The 16,987-nt window shown below is 24.7% G+C and carries 18 protein-coding genes; 3 read left to right on the top strand and 15 right to left on the bottom strand.

Going from position 1 to position 16,987, the window contains the following annotated elements; genetic code table 11:
• The 6 genes from AYC60_RS01190 to AYC60_RS09435 all read right to left on the bottom strand — a co-directional run bounded on the left by AYC60_RS01190 (position 1) and on the right by AYC60_RS09435 (position 6,810).
• Positions 1 to 831 (bottom strand): Rossmann-fold NAD(P)-binding domain-containing protein, encoded by an 831-nt coding sequence (locus AYC60_RS01190; protein ID WP_067320286.1) that lies wholly within the window; start codon positions 829 to 831, stop codon positions 1 to 3.
• Positions 828 to 1,520, bottom strand: coding sequence for a pseudouridine synthase (locus tag AYC60_RS01185; protein ID WP_067320283.1), 693 nt, complete (start codon positions 1,518 to 1,520; stop codon positions 828 to 830). The genes AYC60_RS01190 and AYC60_RS01185 overlap by 4 nt, the downstream gene beginning before the upstream one ends.
• Positions 1,521 to 1,559: 39 nt before the next feature.
• Positions 1,560 to 1,934 (bottom strand): hypothetical protein, encoded by a 375-nt coding sequence (locus AYC60_RS01180; RefSeq protein WP_067320280.1) that lies wholly within the window; start codon positions 1,932 to 1,934, stop codon positions 1,560 to 1,562.
• A gap of 84 nt (positions 1,935 to 2,018) precedes the next feature.
• Positions 2,019 to 5,222, bottom strand: a complete 3,204-nt coding sequence (locus tag AYC60_RS01175; protein WP_067320278.1) for an ABC transporter permease — start codon at positions 5,220 to 5,222, stop codon at positions 2,019 to 2,021.
• 3 nt (positions 5,223 to 5,225) lie between these two features.
• On the bottom strand, positions 5,226 to 5,744 hold the full coding sequence (locus tag AYC60_RS01170; RefSeq protein ID WP_067320276.1) for a hypothetical protein: 519 nt from the start codon (positions 5,742 to 5,744) through the stop codon (positions 5,226 to 5,228).
• A 13-nt stretch (positions 5,745 to 5,757) separates the two neighbouring features.
• Positions 5,758 to 6,810, bottom strand: coding sequence for a thymidine kinase (locus tag AYC60_RS09435; protein ID WP_067320274.1), 1,053 nt, complete (start codon positions 6,808 to 6,810; stop codon positions 5,758 to 5,760).
• Between the two features lie 127 nt (positions 6,811 to 6,937).
• Here AYC60_RS09435 and AYC60_RS01160 point away from each other — a divergent pair, with 127 nt between their 5' ends.
• Entirely contained in the window at positions 6,938 to 7,459 is a 522-nt protein-coding gene (locus AYC60_RS01160; protein ID WP_067320271.1) for a C40 family peptidase, read from the top strand.
• 68 nt (positions 7,460 to 7,527) lie between these two features.
• Positions 7,528 to 9,570 carry a glutamine synthetase III gene (locus tag AYC60_RS01155; protein WP_067320266.1) on the top strand — a complete coding sequence of 681 codons (2,043 nt, stop codon included), beginning with the start codon at positions 7,528 to 7,530 and terminating at the stop codon, positions 9,568 to 9,570.
• Positions 9,571 to 9,638: 68 nt separating this feature from the next.
• Here AYC60_RS01155 and AYC60_RS01150 read toward each other — a convergent pair whose 3' ends face one another.
• Genes AYC60_RS01150 through lepA form a run of 3 tightly spaced genes read right to left on the bottom strand, consistent with a single transcriptional unit; the run spans position 9,639 to position 12,698 of the window.
• Positions 9,639 to 10,301 carry a trimeric intracellular cation channel family protein gene (locus AYC60_RS01150; protein WP_067320263.1) on the bottom strand — a complete coding sequence of 221 codons (663 nt, stop codon included), beginning with the start codon at positions 10,299 to 10,301 and terminating at the stop codon, positions 9,639 to 9,641.
• Positions 10,273 to 10,887: a 3'-5' exonuclease gene (locus AYC60_RS01145; RefSeq protein WP_067320259.1), complete on the bottom strand. Its 615-nt coding sequence runs from the start codon at positions 10,885 to 10,887 to the stop codon at positions 10,273 to 10,275. The genes AYC60_RS01150 and AYC60_RS01145 overlap by 29 nt, the downstream gene beginning before the upstream one ends.
• An 11-nt stretch (positions 10,888 to 10,898) precedes the next feature.
• Positions 10,899 to 12,698 carry a translation elongation factor 4 gene (lepA, locus tag AYC60_RS01140; protein ID WP_067320257.1) on the bottom strand — a complete coding sequence of 600 codons (1,800 nt, stop codon included), beginning with the start codon at positions 12,696 to 12,698 and terminating at the stop codon, positions 10,899 to 10,901.
• 122 nt (positions 12,699 to 12,820) lie between these two features.
• Here lepA and mscL point away from each other — a divergent pair, with 122 nt between their 5' ends.
• Positions 12,821 to 13,219, top strand: a complete 399-nt coding sequence (mscL, locus tag AYC60_RS01135) for a large-conductance mechanosensitive channel protein MscL (protein WP_067320255.1) — start codon at positions 12,821 to 12,823, stop codon at positions 13,217 to 13,219.
• A 26-nt stretch (positions 13,220 to 13,245) separates the two neighbouring features.
• On the opposite strand, the gene AYC60_RS01130 is transcribed toward mscL, so the two are convergent.
• The 6 genes from AYC60_RS01130 to AYC60_RS01110 all read right to left on the bottom strand — a co-directional run bounded on the left by AYC60_RS01130 (position 13,246) and on the right by AYC60_RS01110 (position 16,979).
• A complete protein-coding gene (locus tag AYC60_RS01130; RefSeq protein ID WP_067320339.1) occupies positions 13,246 to 13,920 on the bottom strand; it encodes a peptidylprolyl isomerase in 675 nt (224 codons plus the stop codon).
• A gap of 4 nt (positions 13,921 to 13,924) precedes the next feature.
• Positions 13,925 to 14,284, bottom strand: a complete 360-nt coding sequence (locus AYC60_RS01125) for a hypothetical protein (RefSeq protein ID WP_067320252.1) — start codon at positions 14,282 to 14,284, stop codon at positions 13,925 to 13,927.
• 63 nt (positions 14,285 to 14,347) lie between these two features.
• Positions 14,348 to 15,283: a dihydroorotate oxidase gene (locus AYC60_RS01120; protein ID WP_067320249.1), complete on the bottom strand. Its 936-nt coding sequence runs from the start codon at positions 15,281 to 15,283 to the stop codon at positions 14,348 to 14,350.
• 17 nt (positions 15,284 to 15,300) lie between these two features.
• Entirely contained in the window at positions 15,301 to 15,747 is a 447-nt protein-coding gene (locus AYC60_RS01115) for a low molecular weight protein-tyrosine-phosphatase (protein ID WP_067320246.1), read from the bottom strand.
• Between the two features lie 30 nt (positions 15,748 to 15,777).
• The gene (locus AYC60_RS09540; RefSeq protein WP_082762531.1) at positions 15,778 to 15,975 is read right to left on the bottom strand and encodes a Maf family protein; all 198 of its coding nucleotides are present in this window, start codon (positions 15,973 to 15,975) and stop codon (positions 15,778 to 15,780) included.
• Positions 15,976 to 16,157: 182 nt separating this feature from the next.
• Positions 16,158 to 16,979: a purine-nucleoside phosphorylase gene (locus tag AYC60_RS01110; RefSeq protein ID WP_067320243.1), complete on the bottom strand. Its 822-nt coding sequence runs from the start codon at positions 16,977 to 16,979 to the stop codon at positions 16,158 to 16,160.
• Between the last annotated feature and the right edge of the window lie 8 nt (positions 16,980 to 16,987).

The following is a 16,987-nucleotide window of genomic DNA, read 5'->3' as shown; positions in this document are numbered from 1 at the left end:
TTATATATTTCCTTTCAATAATTTTAAAAATTCTTTGGATGTATTTATTTCTTCTACTTCATTTTTGGGTCTTGGATTTATTTTTTTATCTACAAAAACATGTAATTGTTTAATAAATTCATTATAGAAAATATCTTTTCTATCAAATATCATAAGTAGCATTAAAATCATCTCTATAATTGATAGGTCTATTCCATAAATTATATTAGCACCCTTACTTTTAAATTGTTTTAAAAAGGTACTTTCTATAGGTATTTTAACTAAATCTAATACATATTTAGAATTTATATTAGTATCATTTTTTAAAGGACTTTGATCTAAAGTATATATATTTCCTACATCTGTTAAATTTATAATTAAATCTAAATTTGACAATCTTTCTATATCTAAAAAGTTTTTAAAATAGTCTCCTTTGTCTAATTTTATGCTATTATTTTGTTTTATTGATGAGATGTGAAACTTTGAAGCTTTAAGCTCCTTAAGTCCTTCATAAATTTGCTTAAAATACTCATTTGTTTCTAAAATTAATATGTTTGAATTTTCAATTTTAAAATTGGCATACTTCATTAATTCTATAAAAGAAAGTTTTTTTAAATTTATTTCTTGTATAACTCCATCTACATTAAAATAAAAGTCAAACTTTTGTTTATTGTATAAATTATCCTCAAAAAAAACTGCATCATATTCTTTTAAAAATTCATCTATTGTAACATCCAAATAAGATACATAAAATATTTCAGAATCTAAATTTTTAACTTCTTTTATTCTATTATGTAAAACTCTATAAATGTCAAAATTAATTTTAGTCCCAACGTATGCTATTTTTTTCATAATAATCCTTCCAATTCTTCTACAGTAAGCTCTCTGTACTCTCCTAGTTTTAAATTTTCATCTAATATTAGTGATCCCATTGAAATTCTTTTTAAATACATTACTTTGTTATCAACTGCTTCAAACATTCTTTTTATTTGATGAAATTTCCCTTCAGTTATGGTAATAAATACTTTATCAGAATCTATTTTAGAAATTTTTGATGATTTAGTTATTATATCATCACCAATATCAACACCAGATTCAAGTATCCCAATTTGAGAACTATTAATAATATCTCTTAATTCAACATAATACTTTTTTTCTACATGTTTTTTTGGCGATAAAAGGTTGTGTGCTAAATTTCCATCATTAGTTAATAGTAATAGTCCTTCTGTATCAATGTCTAACCTTCCAACGGGAAATAAATTATATGTTTTAAAATCTGTAATTAAATCTAAAACAGTTTTTTGTTTTAAATCTTCTGTAGCACTAATATATCCTTTAGGTTTATTTAACATAATATACCTAAATTTCGTGTAATTTATTATATTGTTTTCATATTTAATAACATCTTTTATTTCATCAATTTTCATATCATTGGACTTTACAATAATATCATTAACAGTAATTTTTCTTAATTTAATTAATTCTTTTACTTCTTTTCTAGTACCTATACCACTATTGGCTAAAAATTTATCTAATCTCATATTATTCCTTTAAGTAAAGGGGATGCATAAATACATCCCCTAATTTTTAATTTCAAAAATTCCTGGCTTTGATGATTTACTTTTCTCAATCAAATATTCTATTAAAGTTTGAAATTCCTTGTTAGAATTCTTATCGTATATATCTGGTAAATTCTCAAAACTTTGATTTTCAACTATATATTTTTTTACTTTATCTTTTTTTTCTCTAAATACACTATCTTTTGTAGATAACTTAACACCTTTATCATCTATTTTATCAAAGTCGACAGAAAGAATTTTAGAGTTTTTTATAATAATTCTCATAGTTAATGTATAACCATCTTTTTTATGTGCAACTTCATATTTACCGTCATTGAAATTTGAAAAAGATGTAATACCAACAAAAGTCAGAAATATTAATAAAAGTCTTTTCATAAATACCATCCTCCTATTCTTTAATATTTTATCATATTTTTGCTATTTTTTCAAATAAAAATGCCACAATAGTGGCATTAGTAATTATTCCATTTTCAAAGCTTCTATCATATTTATATTTTTTAGTTTTCTATGTATTAATAACATTGAAATGATAGAAAATAATAAAGTTAAAAATATTGAGTAAATATATGGACTATATCCAATATTTTCAACGAAAACAGTATTAGTTTTTTTCATAGAATATAATATTATTTTATGTAAACCTTTACCCAGTATTAATCCAATAAATATACCTACAAATGTTAATGCAAGTATTTCTTTATAAATGTATAAAGAAACCTCTGAAGGGTAAAAACCAATAACTTTTATTGTTGCGAGTTCTCTTTGTCTTTCATTTACATTTATTTCTAATAAACTATATGTCACTACTATAGAAAGCATAGCTGAGAGAACAGTTATAAATATTACTATGAAGTTTAAGCTCTCGCTAATTTTATCAAACACTAGTTTATACTCTTTATTAAGTGTAATTGACTGGATTTCATCATTATTTAAAATATAATCCATATCTTTATCTGAATTTTTTACAACCAAATTATTTATTTTATATTTTTTATTAAATTTCTTTTCATAATAATCTTTAGTAATAAAAATATAATTACCCTGATAATTATCAATAACATTTGATATATTAAAATTATATTCATTTCCTATATAATCTTTAACTAAAATACTCTCTCCAATTTTTTTATCTAATAAACTTAAAGCTCTACTAGAAATTAAAGCACCATTTGAATCTAAATCTGATGAAAGATAAAAGTATTTATCAATATTAATTTTATCGATAATGTATATTTTTATTCTATTTTCACGTTTTTTTGTTAAAAATTTTCCATTAATACTTTGAAGTGGAATATTCTCAAAATTTTTACTAACAAGATTTATGATATCATTTATTTCTACTTCATTTAAATGGTTTTTTAAATTTATTTCAGAATGAAAATTTCTAATTTTATTATATTGTAATTCTGAAATTTCTGAAAATGAATTTTTTATAGCGAATCCAAGAAAGATTAATGATGTGCATCCTGCTACTCCAAGTAAATTCATTATCATTTTCCCTTTATACCTAAAAATATTTCTCAAACTTATTTTATTAGAAAAAGATAAATTATTCCATAAAAACTTTATTTTCTCAAGTAATATTTTAGTACCATTTTTAGGAACTTTAGGTTTTAAAAGATCTGCAATTACGTGATTAAAATCTGATCTTAAAGAAAGAAATACAGATAAAAATGTTGATAATATTGAAGCAAAAACACTAATAATTATTATTTTTTTATCTAAAATTATGAATAATTTATCAAAAGATGAAATAGAACCTGCTTTAAATGCTGTATAGATGTATTTTGGAATAAAATATGTTCCAAAATATATACCAAATAATATTCCTAATATAGTAGGAATTAAGGCATAAATATAGTATTTTTTAGAAATTACTTTTTTAGAATAACCTAAAAACATATACGTACCTATACTATTTCTTTGTTCATCTACCATTCTTGTCATAGTAGTTGTAGAAACAAGTACGACAATCAAATAAAATATTAACGGAAATATTTTAGAAATTACATTCAAGCTCTCCACACTTTCAATATATGAAGAATAACTTGGATTGTCTATTCTAGTATTTACAAAATAAATTGCATTAAGCTCGCTAAGTTTACGTTTATTAACCTCTACTTCTTTTATAGACTCATTTAATTTATCAAAAGCTTTTATTTTTTCAGTATTAAATTTTTTTTCAGCATCAATAATTTCATTTTTATTTTTTTCAATTTCTTTTTTACCAATATTTAGTTTATTTAAGTTTTTAGTGTATTCTTTATTATATTTATTTTTTTCTTCAATAAGTTTATTATAACCAGATTCAATTTTATCAATTCCTAACTCAATACTTTTTAACCCATTGATTAAATCACTTTTATTTTTTAAAAGTTCTTCTTTTTTATTTGTTATATAATTTAAATTTTCATCTAATTCTTTTTTATTTTGTAAAATGATTTCTTTCTCAAGATTTAATTTATCTTCACCATTTTGAATTTCTTTTAAAGCTGCATTTATCTTATTTTTTGCATCTTCTATTTTAGAACTAGAGAAAAATAAATTAGGTTTTAAATTATCAACATTTATTTTAGACTCTAAAACTTCTTTTTTTGATTCATTAATTTTATTTTCATTTTCTTTAATAATTTCTAATCCATCTTCAATTTTAGAATAGCCTTCTTTTATCTTAATTTCATTTGTTTCTAGTTCTTTTAAACCTTCTTCTAATTTTACCAATTTTTCTTTAAGATCATAATGTTTTTCAATTAATTCAACTTTTTGTTTATTTATTTTATCTTCGTTATATTGAAATTTTTCGTTAGCACCTTCAAATTGATTAAATTTTTCTTGTAAATTTTTTTCAACTATTTCTATTTTTTCTTTTGCAGAAAGGATTTTTTTTTGATTATTTTCAATCTCGTTCTTTGATTCAAATATTTTTTTTTCAGCATTAGATATTAATGAATAATTATCTTTTAAAAATTCTTTTAGTTTATTTTGTGCATTTTTATATATAGCATTTTCTAAATCTATTTTCTTTTCAAAAACATACTCATTATATTTTTTATCATAAGTAGGAAGATCGGTATTCAATTTAATATTAGCAAAATTATAGTCCTTATTTTCAAAATAAGATACATCAACATAAGCTTCTACATCTACTGCACCATATCCGCTAAAAGCAGGATTTTTTGAATTTAAAAATCTATTTTCAACATTTTCAAAATAACCTACAACTTTAAAATTATTTATTTTAAAATTCAAAGGATAAGTATATTTTAATTTATATTCTATTATAATTTCATCTCTATTTTCTGGTAATTTACCTTCCATTACTTTTATTTTTGAAATATTTTCTGGTATGTTTTTTAAACTCATTAATTTTTTAGTATTCTCAATGAAAATTTCATCATTATATCCATATTCTATTTCGGATATATATTCTAAATTATTTAATATTTCCAAATCATCTTTATTTAGAGCAATATTTGAACTTACTTTTATATCTGCAACATTGAATTCTTGATATAAATTATTAATGGTGTTGTACATATCTTTGTTTAGAACATTAAGTCCAATAAATGTGGATATACCCAATAAATTTATAATAAATATTGCTAAGAACCTAGTTTTGGATTTAAAAAATTCACGAATAATATCCTTATTATTCGTTTTCATATTTTATTTCCCTAATTCATGATAAATATCGTTTAATCTTTGAACAACATTAAATAATCTTTTTCTAAATTTTTCTACTGTAATTTTACTTACTTCTTCTCTAGAAATTTTAGCTAAACTTAAGTATTTATTAGTATTTTGAATTTCAACAGTTTTTGATATTGTATATTTTTTGTTTTCAACTATTTCTTTAGCTACTTCTTCTGCAATTAACTTCATAGTTTCGTAATCAAAATTAGTACCCGATAACTTTGTTTCTTCTAATAGTGTTTTTAATTTTGAATAAGAATAATCATAAATAGAATTTTGTAAACCTGATATTGCGTCGATTTTCACATCTTCTATAGTAACCATTCTATCTGATACAACAGCTAAGTCGTTTTCGTAATCAAATGCATCTTTCATTATTTCTTTAGTAGCTTTACTTGTAAATATTCCACCTAAATATTCATCTGATGATAATCTAGTATATGAAAAACTATTTAATGATATAAATGCAAATAGTAAAAATATTTTTTTCATCTTAAATTCCTCCTTAAATTAATATAGCTTTTGAATTTATAATATCTTCTATTTTTTTAATATTTTCTTTTTTTTCTGGGTTATTAGATGTAGTGAAATAAATTTCTTCTAAATTTAAATCTGCTTTTCTAATAGTTTCATGTGAAATTAAAACTTCATTTATCATTCCACGTCTATTTCTAGAAATCAGAATAACAGACGAGATTTTTCTATATTCTGCCATTAAATCTATTATACTATATTCACCTTCAATTGGAATTAAAGGACTTTTAACAATTCTAATAAATAAAATATCACATTCATATGATGATTTTTCTATAGTATTTCTTAAATCAATAACTGTTTCATCATTTTTAAATATACTTATAGTTTTTGTTGTTAAATTTAGATTTTTAGATTGTATGTAATTTTCAACTTCTTCTTTTCCAGCGTTAATATCAGTACCAAATAGGAAGTATATTTTTGCTCTCTTATCTCCTCTATCTCTTACAATATGATGTCTTCTACATCTAGCTTCATAATTTTCGCTTGCTCCAACCATAACTATAGGATCATCCCTATATGCAGGTTCTCCATTTATCAATCTTTGACTTGCATATGCATCTTTACCACAAACCATACATATTGCCTTTAATTTAATAATTGAATCAGCATAAGTTAATAAATCTGGCATAGGATGAAATGGTTCAGCTTTAAAATCTAGATCTAAACCAGCAACTATTACCCTTTTCCCTAAATCTACGTATTTTTTACAAAATTCTACTACTTCTTTTCCAAAAAATTGGACTTCATCTATTCCTATTACTTCTACATCTGGATGATTAGAAATTATTTTTTCCATTTCTTCTACATTAGATGCAGGATAAGCACCTATGCTATCTTGGCTATGTGAGAAAATCCCATTTTCGCCATATCTTTTATCTATAGAATGTTTAAATACTAAAACATTTTGCTTAGTAAATGATTCTCTTCTTAATCTTCTTATTAATTCCTCACTCTTACCTGAAAACATACTTCCGCATATTACTTCAAGTCTTCCCACATTATCACTATTTTTTAAAAACATTTTATTACTCTCCTTTCTTTTTTTTATTATATCATAAAAACATTAATATGTAATACAAATTATTTTTTTATTTCAATTAATTGACATATTTAATATAATAAGATATAATTTTCATGAGGTGGTAAACATGAAGAAGATTTTAATATTTTTATCTTTATTTTCATTTCTTACTTTCTCTAGAACTGAATCTGATGATAGATTAAATAAAATATTGGATGAATTGATACAAGTTTCAGAACATAATGTTGAAATTTCAAAAGAGGAAGAAGTATTACTTAGAGATAAAATTATAGAATTTGCTAAAAATAATTTAGGTAGACCATATTCTTGGGGTTCTGTTGGTCCCAATAAATTTGATTGCTCTGGATTTGTTAACTATGTATTCTCAAAAAATACATCTATAAAATTACCTCGTGTATCAAGGGATATGGCTACATATGCTCAAAAGAAAAAAATCGATGATTTAAGAATAGGAGATTTGCTATTTTTTGATACTACAAATAAAAATAGTACTGTAAACCATGTTGGTATTTATATTGGAAATAATGAGTTTATTCATGCATCTTCTGCGCAAAAGAAGGTTACTATTTCCACAATCGCAACTGGATTTTATAAGAAAACATTTAAGTGGGCAATTTCGCCCTTTTAATAAACTGCTGCTTTAGCAGTTTTTTTCATTGAAATAATTATTAAATATATAGAAAGGTAAGGTAATAAATGGAAAATATTATGAAAATTTTTGGTGAAAATGCTTTCACTGAAAGTAATTTGAAGAAACGTGTTCCTAAAAAAGTCTTTGAAGAATTCAAAAAAGTTCAAAAAGGTGAAATAGAATTAACTAAAGAGAATGCTGATCTAATAGCTACTGCTATTAAGGATTGGGCAACTAAAAGAAATGCTACTCACTTTTGTCATTGGTTTCAACCTTTAACAGAGTTAACTGCTGAAAAACATGATTCTTTTATTGAACCTCACGGAGATAAAGATTTTATTTACAGATTTTCTGGTTCTAATTTAATTAAAGGTGAATCTGATGCTTCCTCTTTTCCAAATGGTGGATTAAGATCTACATTTGAAGCAAGAGGATATACTGTTTGGGATACAAATTCTCCTCCATTTATTAAGGAAAATGAACTAGGTGCAACTTTATATATTCCTACTTCATTTATATCATATAATGGTGAAGCATTAGACAAAAAACTACCTTTATTAAGATCTATGGACGCTGTTAATAAATCAGCAACAAGATTATTAAATTTATTAGGTTACACTGAAGTTAAAAATGTTATTCCTACACTAGGAGTTGAACAAGAATATTTTTTAATTAAGAAAGAACATTTTGATAAAAGAATAGATATAATGTTTACAGGTCGTACTCTTTTTGGAGGTAAAACACCTAAAAATCAAGAAAGTTCTTTTCATTACTATGGTAAGATTAAAGATAAAGTACTTAATTTTATGGCTAATTTAGACTATGAATTATGGAAAGTTGGTGTATCAGCAAAAACAAGACATAATGAAGTTGCACCTAATCAATTTGAAATAGCATCAATATTTGATGTGGCAAATTTAGCAGCTGACCAAAACCATATAGTTATGGAAACTTTAGAAAAGTTAGCTCTTAAACATGGTTTTGTTGCTTTATTACATGAAAAACCTTTTTCTTATGTTAATGGTTCAGGTAAACATAACAATTGGAGTCTTGCTACTGATACTGGTGAAAATTTATTTGATCCTAAATCCCCTACTTTTATGGTATTTTTATCAGCTATGGTTGAGGCTGTAGATAGATATTATCCAATACTTAGAAGTATGATAGCAAGTTGTTCTAATGATTATAGACTAGGTGGTCACGAAGCTCCACCAAGTATAATTTCAGTATTTTTAGGGTCTCATCTTACAGATAAATTTAAAGATGCAAAATTAAGTTTAGTCGATGATAAAATTGTATATGGTTCTAAAGATAAAAAAATAAAGAAAAATGTTACTATGATAAATATTAATCAAGATTTTGATGATAGAAACAGAACTTCTCCATTCGCATTTACAGGAAATAAATTTGAATTTAGAATGCCAGGTTCTACTTCTTCACCAGCTAATACATCTATGGTTATCAATGCTATAATATCTACTGTATTAAATGAATATTCTGATAAATTAGAATCTTCTAAAAATATAGAGAAAACAATTAATAGCATAATAAAAGAGTCAAATAAAAAACATTCAAGAATCATATTTAATGGCGATGGATATAGTAAATTATGGCATGAAGAAGCTGAAAAAAGAGGGTTAAAAAATATTTCTAACACTTATGAAGCTTTACAATTCTATCTTGATAAAGATATAATAAAAATGTTTGAATCTAACAATGTTTTAAACAAGGTGGAATGCCATTCAAGATACAAAGCATTTTTAAATAGATATGTTGATAATAGGCTTACAGAATGCAATACTCTAATTTATATGATAGATAAATATATATTGAATTTTACATATAAATATATACCTACAATTTTATTTGAAGAAGAACAAAATGAAATAAAAACATATTCAAACTATCTATTACACTATAAAAAAGAATTAGCACAATTATTACAACAAATTAATGAAATAGATTTTGAAGAAAAAGCAAGATTATTAAGTAAAGATTCTATAATTCTTGAAGCAAAAATCAGAAAAGTTATTGATTATTTAGAATCAAAAATCCCAGTAGAATACTGGACTATTCCAACATATACAGAATTATTATTTACATTATAATAAAAAAAGGAATTATTTCTTAACGATATAATTCCTTTTTATATATAAAATAAAATTAGGTTATTCCCTTATTTTGGTAAACTTAATTTCTTATTTATTACTATTAATCTTATTATTAATACTACAAAAAATATTATTATTGTTGTTTTAATCTCACTAATTTTTAAATCTACTATCATATATTTATATAAAAATCCTGCTATTACACATAATATTGCATAAATATCTTCTTTAAGTATAAATGGTGTTTCATTTGCTAATAAATCTCTTATTATACCTCCACCTACAGATGTTATCGTAGACATTATAATTATACCTATAGTATTTAAATTATTTTGTAATGCAATATTTGCTCCTATAGATACAAAAAGTGAAAGACCTACTGCATCAAAAACTAATACAAACATAATAGCTGTTTTTACAACATTTTCATCAAATTTTGGTTTAAAAATGAAATAAGGTATGTATGTAATTAATGCTGTTGCTATTGCAAGGTAGATATCATGTGGATTAATTAATGCTGAAGGTATTTTATTTAAAATAACATCCCTCATTACTCCCCCACCTACAGAAGTCACAATTGCAAGAAATGTAACTCCATATAAATCGTGATCATGTTTAATACCCTTAAATACACCTGAAAGTGCAAAAGAAATAATTCCTACAAAATTAGCTAAATAGAAAAATGTGTTGAAATCCATACTATCTGAATTTAGTTGAAATATTATCAACTAAAAATCTCCTTACTTTTTTTTGTCCTTCTGGATATTTTAACATTTTATACATAACTCTTGCCATAATTAATACATCATACATACTATTATGTAATTCTTTTTCATCTAAAGGTATATTGTAAAATTTTGCACATTCCATTAATTTGGGCCATTTATAATATTCTTGTGTATTATTTAATATTTTAACTATTTCTATATTTTCTATCATAGTATCAAATTGATATTTTAAATTAAAAGGAATAAATTGTCTATCAAACCTAATATTATGTGCTACATAATGCTCTGCATTATCACAAAAATTATAAAAATTATCTATATCTTCTTTAAAAGTTCTTGGATATTTCTCATTTGATTCTTCTCTTTTCTTTTCAATTAATTCATCGAATAATCCATTTATTTTTAAAGCATCAAAATTTGGTTCTTCTCCTTCATTTCTAAAATAGAATCTATCAAATTCATCTAATTTAATCATTTTATTATCTTCTGTATTATAGGTAATTTTCATTGCGGAAATTGACAATACAGAGTTAGTTGCATTTACACCATTAGTTTCAACATCAAAGAATATAACTTTTTTAATCATTTATTTCACCCTTAATCATTTAATTTAAGTACTGATAAGAAAGCTTCTTGAGGTATTTCTACATTACCTATTGCCTTCATACGTTTTTTACCTTCTTTTTGTTTTTCTAGTAGTTTTTTCTTACGTGTAATATCTCCACCATAACATTTTGCTAAAACATTTTTTCTTAAAGCTTTAACAGTTTCTCTTGCAATAACTTTAGTTCCTAATGCTGCTTGTAATGGTATTTCAAATTGTTGTCTAGGTATAACTTCTTTTAATTTTTCTACTATTGATCTTCCTCTATAATAAGCATTATCACTATGTGCAATAAATGAGAATGCATCTACTGCTTGACCACTTACTAATATATCAATTTTTACCAGATTTGATTCTCTAAACCCTATCATTTCATATTCAAATGATGCATAACCTTTAGTTCTTGATTTTAATTTATCATAGAAATCAATTACTATTTCAGCTAGAGGTAAATCATACACTATCATTGATCTATTTTCATCTAAGAAACTCATATTTACAAAAGTTCCACGTTTTTCTTGACATAATTCCATAACATTACCAACATAATCTTTAGGTACTATTATTGTACCTTTAATATATGGCTCTTCTATATGTTTTCTACCTTCAGGAAACTCTGCTGGGTTATCTATAACCAACATATTATTAGTTCCTTCAACAGTAACATGATACTCAACAGATGGTGCTGTAGAAATTAAATCAATACCAAATTCTCTTCTTAATCTTTCTACTATAATTTCCATATGTAATAGCCCTAAAAATCCACAACGGAATCCAAATCCTAAAGCTAATGAAGTTTCTGGTTGATAAGTTAAGGAAGCATCGTTTAATTGTAATTTTTCAAGTGCTTCTCTTAAATCTTCATAATCATCAGTTGAAATAGGATATACTCCAGCAAATACCATACTTTGTGCTGGTCTATATCCATCTAAAGCAAATTCTGTTGGATTTTTTACTGTTGTTATAGTATCACCTACTTGTGTATCTTTAATAGATTTTATACCAGTTATTATATAACCAACTGATCCAGCATTTAAATATTCCCTTTCTTTCATTTTTGGTGAAAATACTCCTACTTCTAATACTTCAAATTCTTTATTTGTAGACATTATTTTTATTTTTTCACCTTTTCTTATAGTACCGTCTAAAACTCTAATATATGTAATAACTCCTCTAAAATCATCATAATGTGAATCAAAAATTAAAGCTTTTAATGGTTTATTAACATCTCCTTGAGGTTCTGGTATATGTTTAACTATACCTTCTAATAAATCATCTATACCAAATCCTGTTTTTCCAGATACTAAAACAGAATTATCTGTAGGTAACCCTATTACATCTTCTATTTCTAACATTACCTTATCTGGGTCTGCAGAAGGTAAATCAATTTTATTTATTACTGGTAAAATTTCTAAATCATTTTCTAAAGCTAAATATACATTAGCTAAAGTTTGAGCTTCAATACCCTGTGCAGCATCAACAACTAACAATGCTCCATCACATGCAGCAAGTGATCTAGATACTTCATATATAAAGTCAACGTGACCAGGAGTATCTATTAAATTTAATTCATATTCATTTCCATCTTTAGCCATATAATTTAAAGTAACCGCTTGAGCCTTTATTGTAATACCCTTTTCTCTTTCAAGATCCATACTATCTAATAATTGTTCTTTCATTTCTCTTTGACTTACAGTACCTGTCATCTCTAATAGTCTGTCCGCTATTGTTGATTTACCATGATCTATATGTGCAATTATTGAAAAATTTCTTTTAAGTTTTCTATCTGACATTTTAACCTCTCTAATATGATTTTTATTATATTTTACCATAAATATATATAAAAATAAAGATGTATTGAAATGTAATTCTTTTTATTGTATAATAAAGTATAATATAAATTAAGGAGGAAATCATGTTAAAAGAATTTAAAGAATTTATTGCTAAAGGTAATATAATAGATTTAGCAGTTGGTGTAATTATAGGTGGTGCTTTTGGTAAAATAGTAGCTTCATTAGTTAACGATATTATTATGCCAGTTGTTGGATTAATTTTAGGAAATGTAGATTTCAAAACTTTACAAATTATTTTAAAACCAGCAGAAGGAGAAACTCCTGCTTTAGCAATAAACTATGGTATGTTTATTCAAAATATTGTAGACTTTTTAATAATAGCTTTAGTAATTTTCTTTGTATTAAAAGCTTTAATGAAAGTTAAAAAAGAAAAAGCTGCTGAAGAACCAGCACCAGCTGAACCTGTTATTACTAAAGATCAAGAGTTATTAACTGAAATAAGAGATTTATTAAAAAAATAAAAATGGAAGATTAATCTTCCATTTTTTTATTTTACTTCATAACCTGTAGCTTTTAATTTCTCAGTCCATTCTTTAACTTCTTTATCAAAGTTTCCTAAAAATTCATTTACATTATATCCTGAAATTTCTATATCCAATATAGAATCTTCTTGTCTTATTAATCTTGCTATAGATAAATCATTTCTATCTTTTAAATTGCCAATTATAGAGTAATCATTGTTATATTCTTCAGCCTTTTGTAAAGTAATAAAAATTTGTGAACCATTAGTATTTTTCCCTGCATTTGCCATAGCTAACATACCTGCTCTATCAAATTTCAAGAAACTAAATTCATCATTTAATAAATATCCAGGAGTACCTGTACCATCGCCTGCTCTATCCCCTGATTGTATAATATTATTTACACTTACTCTATGAAATTTTAAATTGTCATAATAATTGTTTTGAGCTAAAAAAACAAAGTTTGCAACTAATTTAGGGGCAGCTTCTGGGTAAAGATAAACTTTCATATCTCCTTTAGTCGTCTTAATAACTGCATCAAGTTTATAACTTTTCATTTTATTAGCAAATTTTTCTTCCTCAGTTAAATTAAATAATTTTTCTCCTAAAAAACTTGTTACGAATTTTTCTCCTGCACTACTACAACTAATAGTTACTAGTGAAAAACAAACAATAAATAATAATTTAATAATTTTTTTCATTTTTTTACCTATAGACATTGAAACCTTGTATAATATTTTCAATATCTACCTTTTCCTTTCTACTAAAATTAAAAATATGAAAATTAAATTCCTCTACTTTTAGAGAACTTAATAATTTTATTTCTTCCTTCTCATTTACTATTGCATCATATACAACTAATAAATCTAATACTTCGTCATTAGCACTAACAACTTCTACTATTTGAATTAATCTTCTAGAATTAATATTGAGACTTTCTTTTAAAACTTCATTAGCTAATTTTCTATTAGATACAGCGTTGTATAAGTTTGATTCAAGATTATTTAATACGACACCAAATAAAATGTTTGGTTTTTGCATTTTTTTTATTTTAACTATTGCCATTAATTCTCCTTCCTCTACAAGTAATTTTATCATATTAGTTTGAGGAATTCAATTAATATTATCTTAGTCCATATATTTTAACTTACCTCTAAACTCTTCTATACTACTATAGCCCTTTTCTTTCATTATTTCTTTTAATTCATTAGTAATTCTTGAAAATACTTCAGGACCTTCTTTATGTAGTGTAGTTCCAATTTGAACCATTGATGCACCGCAAAGTATATGTTCGAAAACATCTCTACCAGTTAATACTCCGCCTGTACCTATTATATTTATATCTTTTCTTATTCTTTTATAAAATGCATGAACATTTGCTAAAGCTGTTGGTTTAACATATTCTCCGCCTATTCCACCAAAACCATTTTTAGGTTTAATAACAACTTTTTCATCTTCAATTACTAACCCATTTCCTATACTATTAATGCAGTTTATAAATACAATTGGAAATTTGTTAAATATTTCTGCAGCTTGATCAAAATGTACTAAATCAAAATATGGAGGTAATTTTAAACCAAGTGGTTTATTAAAATATTCAAAAACTTCTTTTAAAATAGTTTCTGTAGTATCAAAATCATAGGCTATCTGTGGTTTTCCTGGAACATTAGGGCAAGATAAATTTAATTCAACTAATCCTTTGAAGTCACTATTTTGTACTTTTTTTAATAAGGTATGAGTTTCTTCCTTACTTAAACCAACTAAAGAAAATATAAATGTTCTATTTGGATATTTATCTTGTAATTCTAATAAATAGTCTAGATAATAATCAAAACCTAGATTTGGTAATCCCATAGAATTAATACTACCAAGTTCAGTATCTTTATAACGTGGAGTTGGGTTACCTTCTCTAACATTAAGTGTAGCAGTTTTAGTTACAAATGTTCCAGCTTCAGAATTAAGAACTTTTTCTAATTCTTCTTTATCATAACAATAAACTCCTGCTGCATTCATAATACAATTATTAAATTCAAAATTTCCTATTCTAGTTTTAGTAGTTATCATAAATCCCTCCAATAATTTTATTTTATTTTTTTTATAAAAGCTTCAAGACCTTTCTTTATATCTAAATATGTTTTTTCAAAATCATTTGTATACCATGGATCAGTAATATCATCATTAGTATTATTAAAATTTAATAACTTATATACTTTATCGTTTTTATGTTTTAAAAATCTTTCAATATTTCTAATATTATTTTCATCCATTGCTATAATATAATCAAAATTTATAAAATCTTCTCTAGTAATCTGTCTAGCATAATGTTCAACTATTGGTATATTTTTTTCCTTTAGTTTTTTAACAGTACCATAATGTGGTGGATTACCAATCTCTTCAGTACTCGTTGCTGCAGAATCTATAAGAAAATCATCATAGCAATTCATATTTTTTACCATATTTGTAAACATGGATTCTGCCATAGTACTTCTACAAATATTACCATGACAAACAAATAAAACTTTTATCATATTTTACTCCCAGTTATATTTATTATTTCATTATATAATTTGACCCATAACATTTTGATATGAACCATCAATTTTATCTACTAAAATTACTCCAACATCTTGTATTCCATATGCTCCAGACTTATCATATTCCTTATAATTATCAACATAAAATTTAATATTTTCAATAGAATTATTGCAAAAATATACATCATATACTTTAGCTTTCGATAATTTTTTGTAAGTAATATTGGATCTGTAATATTTAAACCTTCACAGTATTTTTTTATGAAAATCCTATATTTGGATTTTAAAGTATTCAAATAACAGTGAAAGTATTTCTTTTCTTCTAGGTGAAGCACTAGCTAATATTATTTTTATATTATTCCTTTTTTATATAAGAAAAACCGACTAAAATTAATCGGTACTTTTTATTTTTTTAATTGTCTAATAAATTCTTCCATCCATTTACATAACTTTTTACTTGTTTCCTCAGCTATTGCAACAACTTCTTCGTGTGAATGAGAACCCACACGTAAACCTGTTGCCATATTTGTTATACAAGATATTCCTAATGTTTCAATTCCAACATAATTTGCAACTATAGTTTCAGGAACAGTTGACATACCTATTGCATCGCTTCCTGAACGTCCATACATACGTATTTCTGCTGCCGTTTCATAATATGGGCCTTGAAAAAAAGTATATACTCCATTTTTAGTTTCTATTCCTAAATCATCAGCAATACTTTTAGCCATATTTCTTAACTTTAGACTATATGGTTCAGACATATCTGGAAAACGAACTCCAAACCTTTCATCATTTGAACCCCTTAAAGGATTATCACTCACCGAATTAATAAAGTCATCTATTATCATTAAATCTCCAGGTTTAAAGTTAGGATTAATTCCTCCACATGCATTTGTAACTATCATTTTTTTAATATTTAATAATTTCATTACATAAACAGGGTAAGCAGTTTCTTTCATTGTAAATCCTTCATAATAATGAAACCTACCTTGTAATGCAAGTACTTTTGTATTTCCAATTTTTCCATAGACTATATTACCAGCATGTCCCACTACTGAAATAACAGGAAAATTAGGTATATCTTTATATGGAATATAAATTTTTTCCTCCATAATATCTACTAATTTTCCTAATCCACTCCCTAAAATTACTGCTACATCTATTTCTGTATTAATAATTGAAGAAATATAATCAGCACTTTCTTTTACTTTGTTATAAAACATTTTACTTC

This window comes from Streptobacillus felis, from assembly GCF_001559775.1.
In the GTDB taxonomy this organism is placed as follows: Bacteria; Fusobacteriota; Fusobacteriia; order Fusobacteriales; family Leptotrichiaceae; genus Streptobacillus; species Streptobacillus felis.
This window is presented reverse-complemented; position numbering and strand designations above follow the sequence as displayed.

What these genes read in the sequence shown, in the direction of transcription:
- AYC60_RS01190 (WP_067320286.1), bottom strand. Translation starts at nt 831, where the DNA reads ATGAAAAAAATAGCATACGTTGGGACTAAAATTAATTTTGACATTTAT.
- AYC60_RS01185 (WP_067320283.1), bottom strand. Translation starts at nt 1,520, where the DNA reads ATGAGATTAGATAAATTTTTAGCCAATAGTGGTATAGGTACTAGAAAA.
- AYC60_RS01180 (WP_067320280.1), bottom strand. Translation starts at nt 1,934, where the DNA reads ATGAAAAGACTTTTATTAATATTTCTGACTTTTGTTGGTATTACATCT.
- AYC60_RS01175 (WP_067320278.1), bottom strand. Translation starts at nt 5,222, where the DNA reads ATGAAAACGAATAATAAGGATATTATTCGTGAATTTTTTAAATCCAAA.
- AYC60_RS01170 (WP_067320276.1), bottom strand. Translation starts at nt 5,744, where the DNA reads ATGAAAAAAATATTTTTACTATTTGCATTTATATCATTAAATAGTTTT.
- AYC60_RS09435 (WP_067320274.1), bottom strand. Translation starts at nt 6,810, where the DNA reads ATGTTTTTAAAAAATAGTGATAATGTGGGAAGACTTGAAGTAATATGC.
- AYC60_RS01160 (WP_067320271.1), top strand. Translation starts at nt 6,938, where the DNA reads ATGAAGAAGATTTTAATATTTTTATCTTTATTTTCATTTCTTACTTTC.
- AYC60_RS01155 (WP_067320266.1), top strand. Translation starts at nt 7,528, where the DNA reads ATGGAAAATATTATGAAAATTTTTGGTGAAAATGCTTTCACTGAAAGT.
- AYC60_RS01145 (WP_067320259.1), bottom strand. Translation starts at nt 10,887, where the DNA reads ATGATTAAAAAAGTTATATTCTTTGATGTTGAAACTAATGGTGTAAAT.
- lepA (WP_067320257.1), bottom strand. Translation starts at nt 12,698, where the DNA reads ATGTCAGATAGAAAACTTAAAAGAAATTTTTCAATAATTGCACATATA.
- mscL (WP_067320255.1), top strand. Translation starts at nt 12,821, where the DNA reads ATGTTAAAAGAATTTAAAGAATTTATTGCTAAAGGTAATATAATAGAT.
- AYC60_RS01130 (WP_067320339.1), bottom strand. Translation starts at nt 13,920, where the DNA reads ATGAAAAAAATTATTAAATTATTATTTATTGTTTGTTTTTCACTAGTA.
- AYC60_RS01125 (WP_067320252.1), bottom strand. Translation starts at nt 14,284, where the DNA reads ATGGCAATAGTTAAAATAAAAAAAATGCAAAAACCAAACATTTTATTT.
- AYC60_RS01120 (WP_067320249.1), bottom strand. Translation starts at nt 15,283, where the DNA reads ATGATAACTACTAAAACTAGAATAGGAAATTTTGAATTTAATAATTGT.
- AYC60_RS01115 (WP_067320246.1), bottom strand. Translation starts at nt 15,747, where the DNA reads ATGATAAAAGTTTTATTTGTTTGTCATGGTAATATTTGTAGAAGTACT.
- AYC60_RS01110 (WP_067320243.1), bottom strand. Translation starts at nt 16,979, where the DNA reads ATGTTTTATAACAAAGTAAAAGAAAGTGCTGATTATATTTCTTCAATT.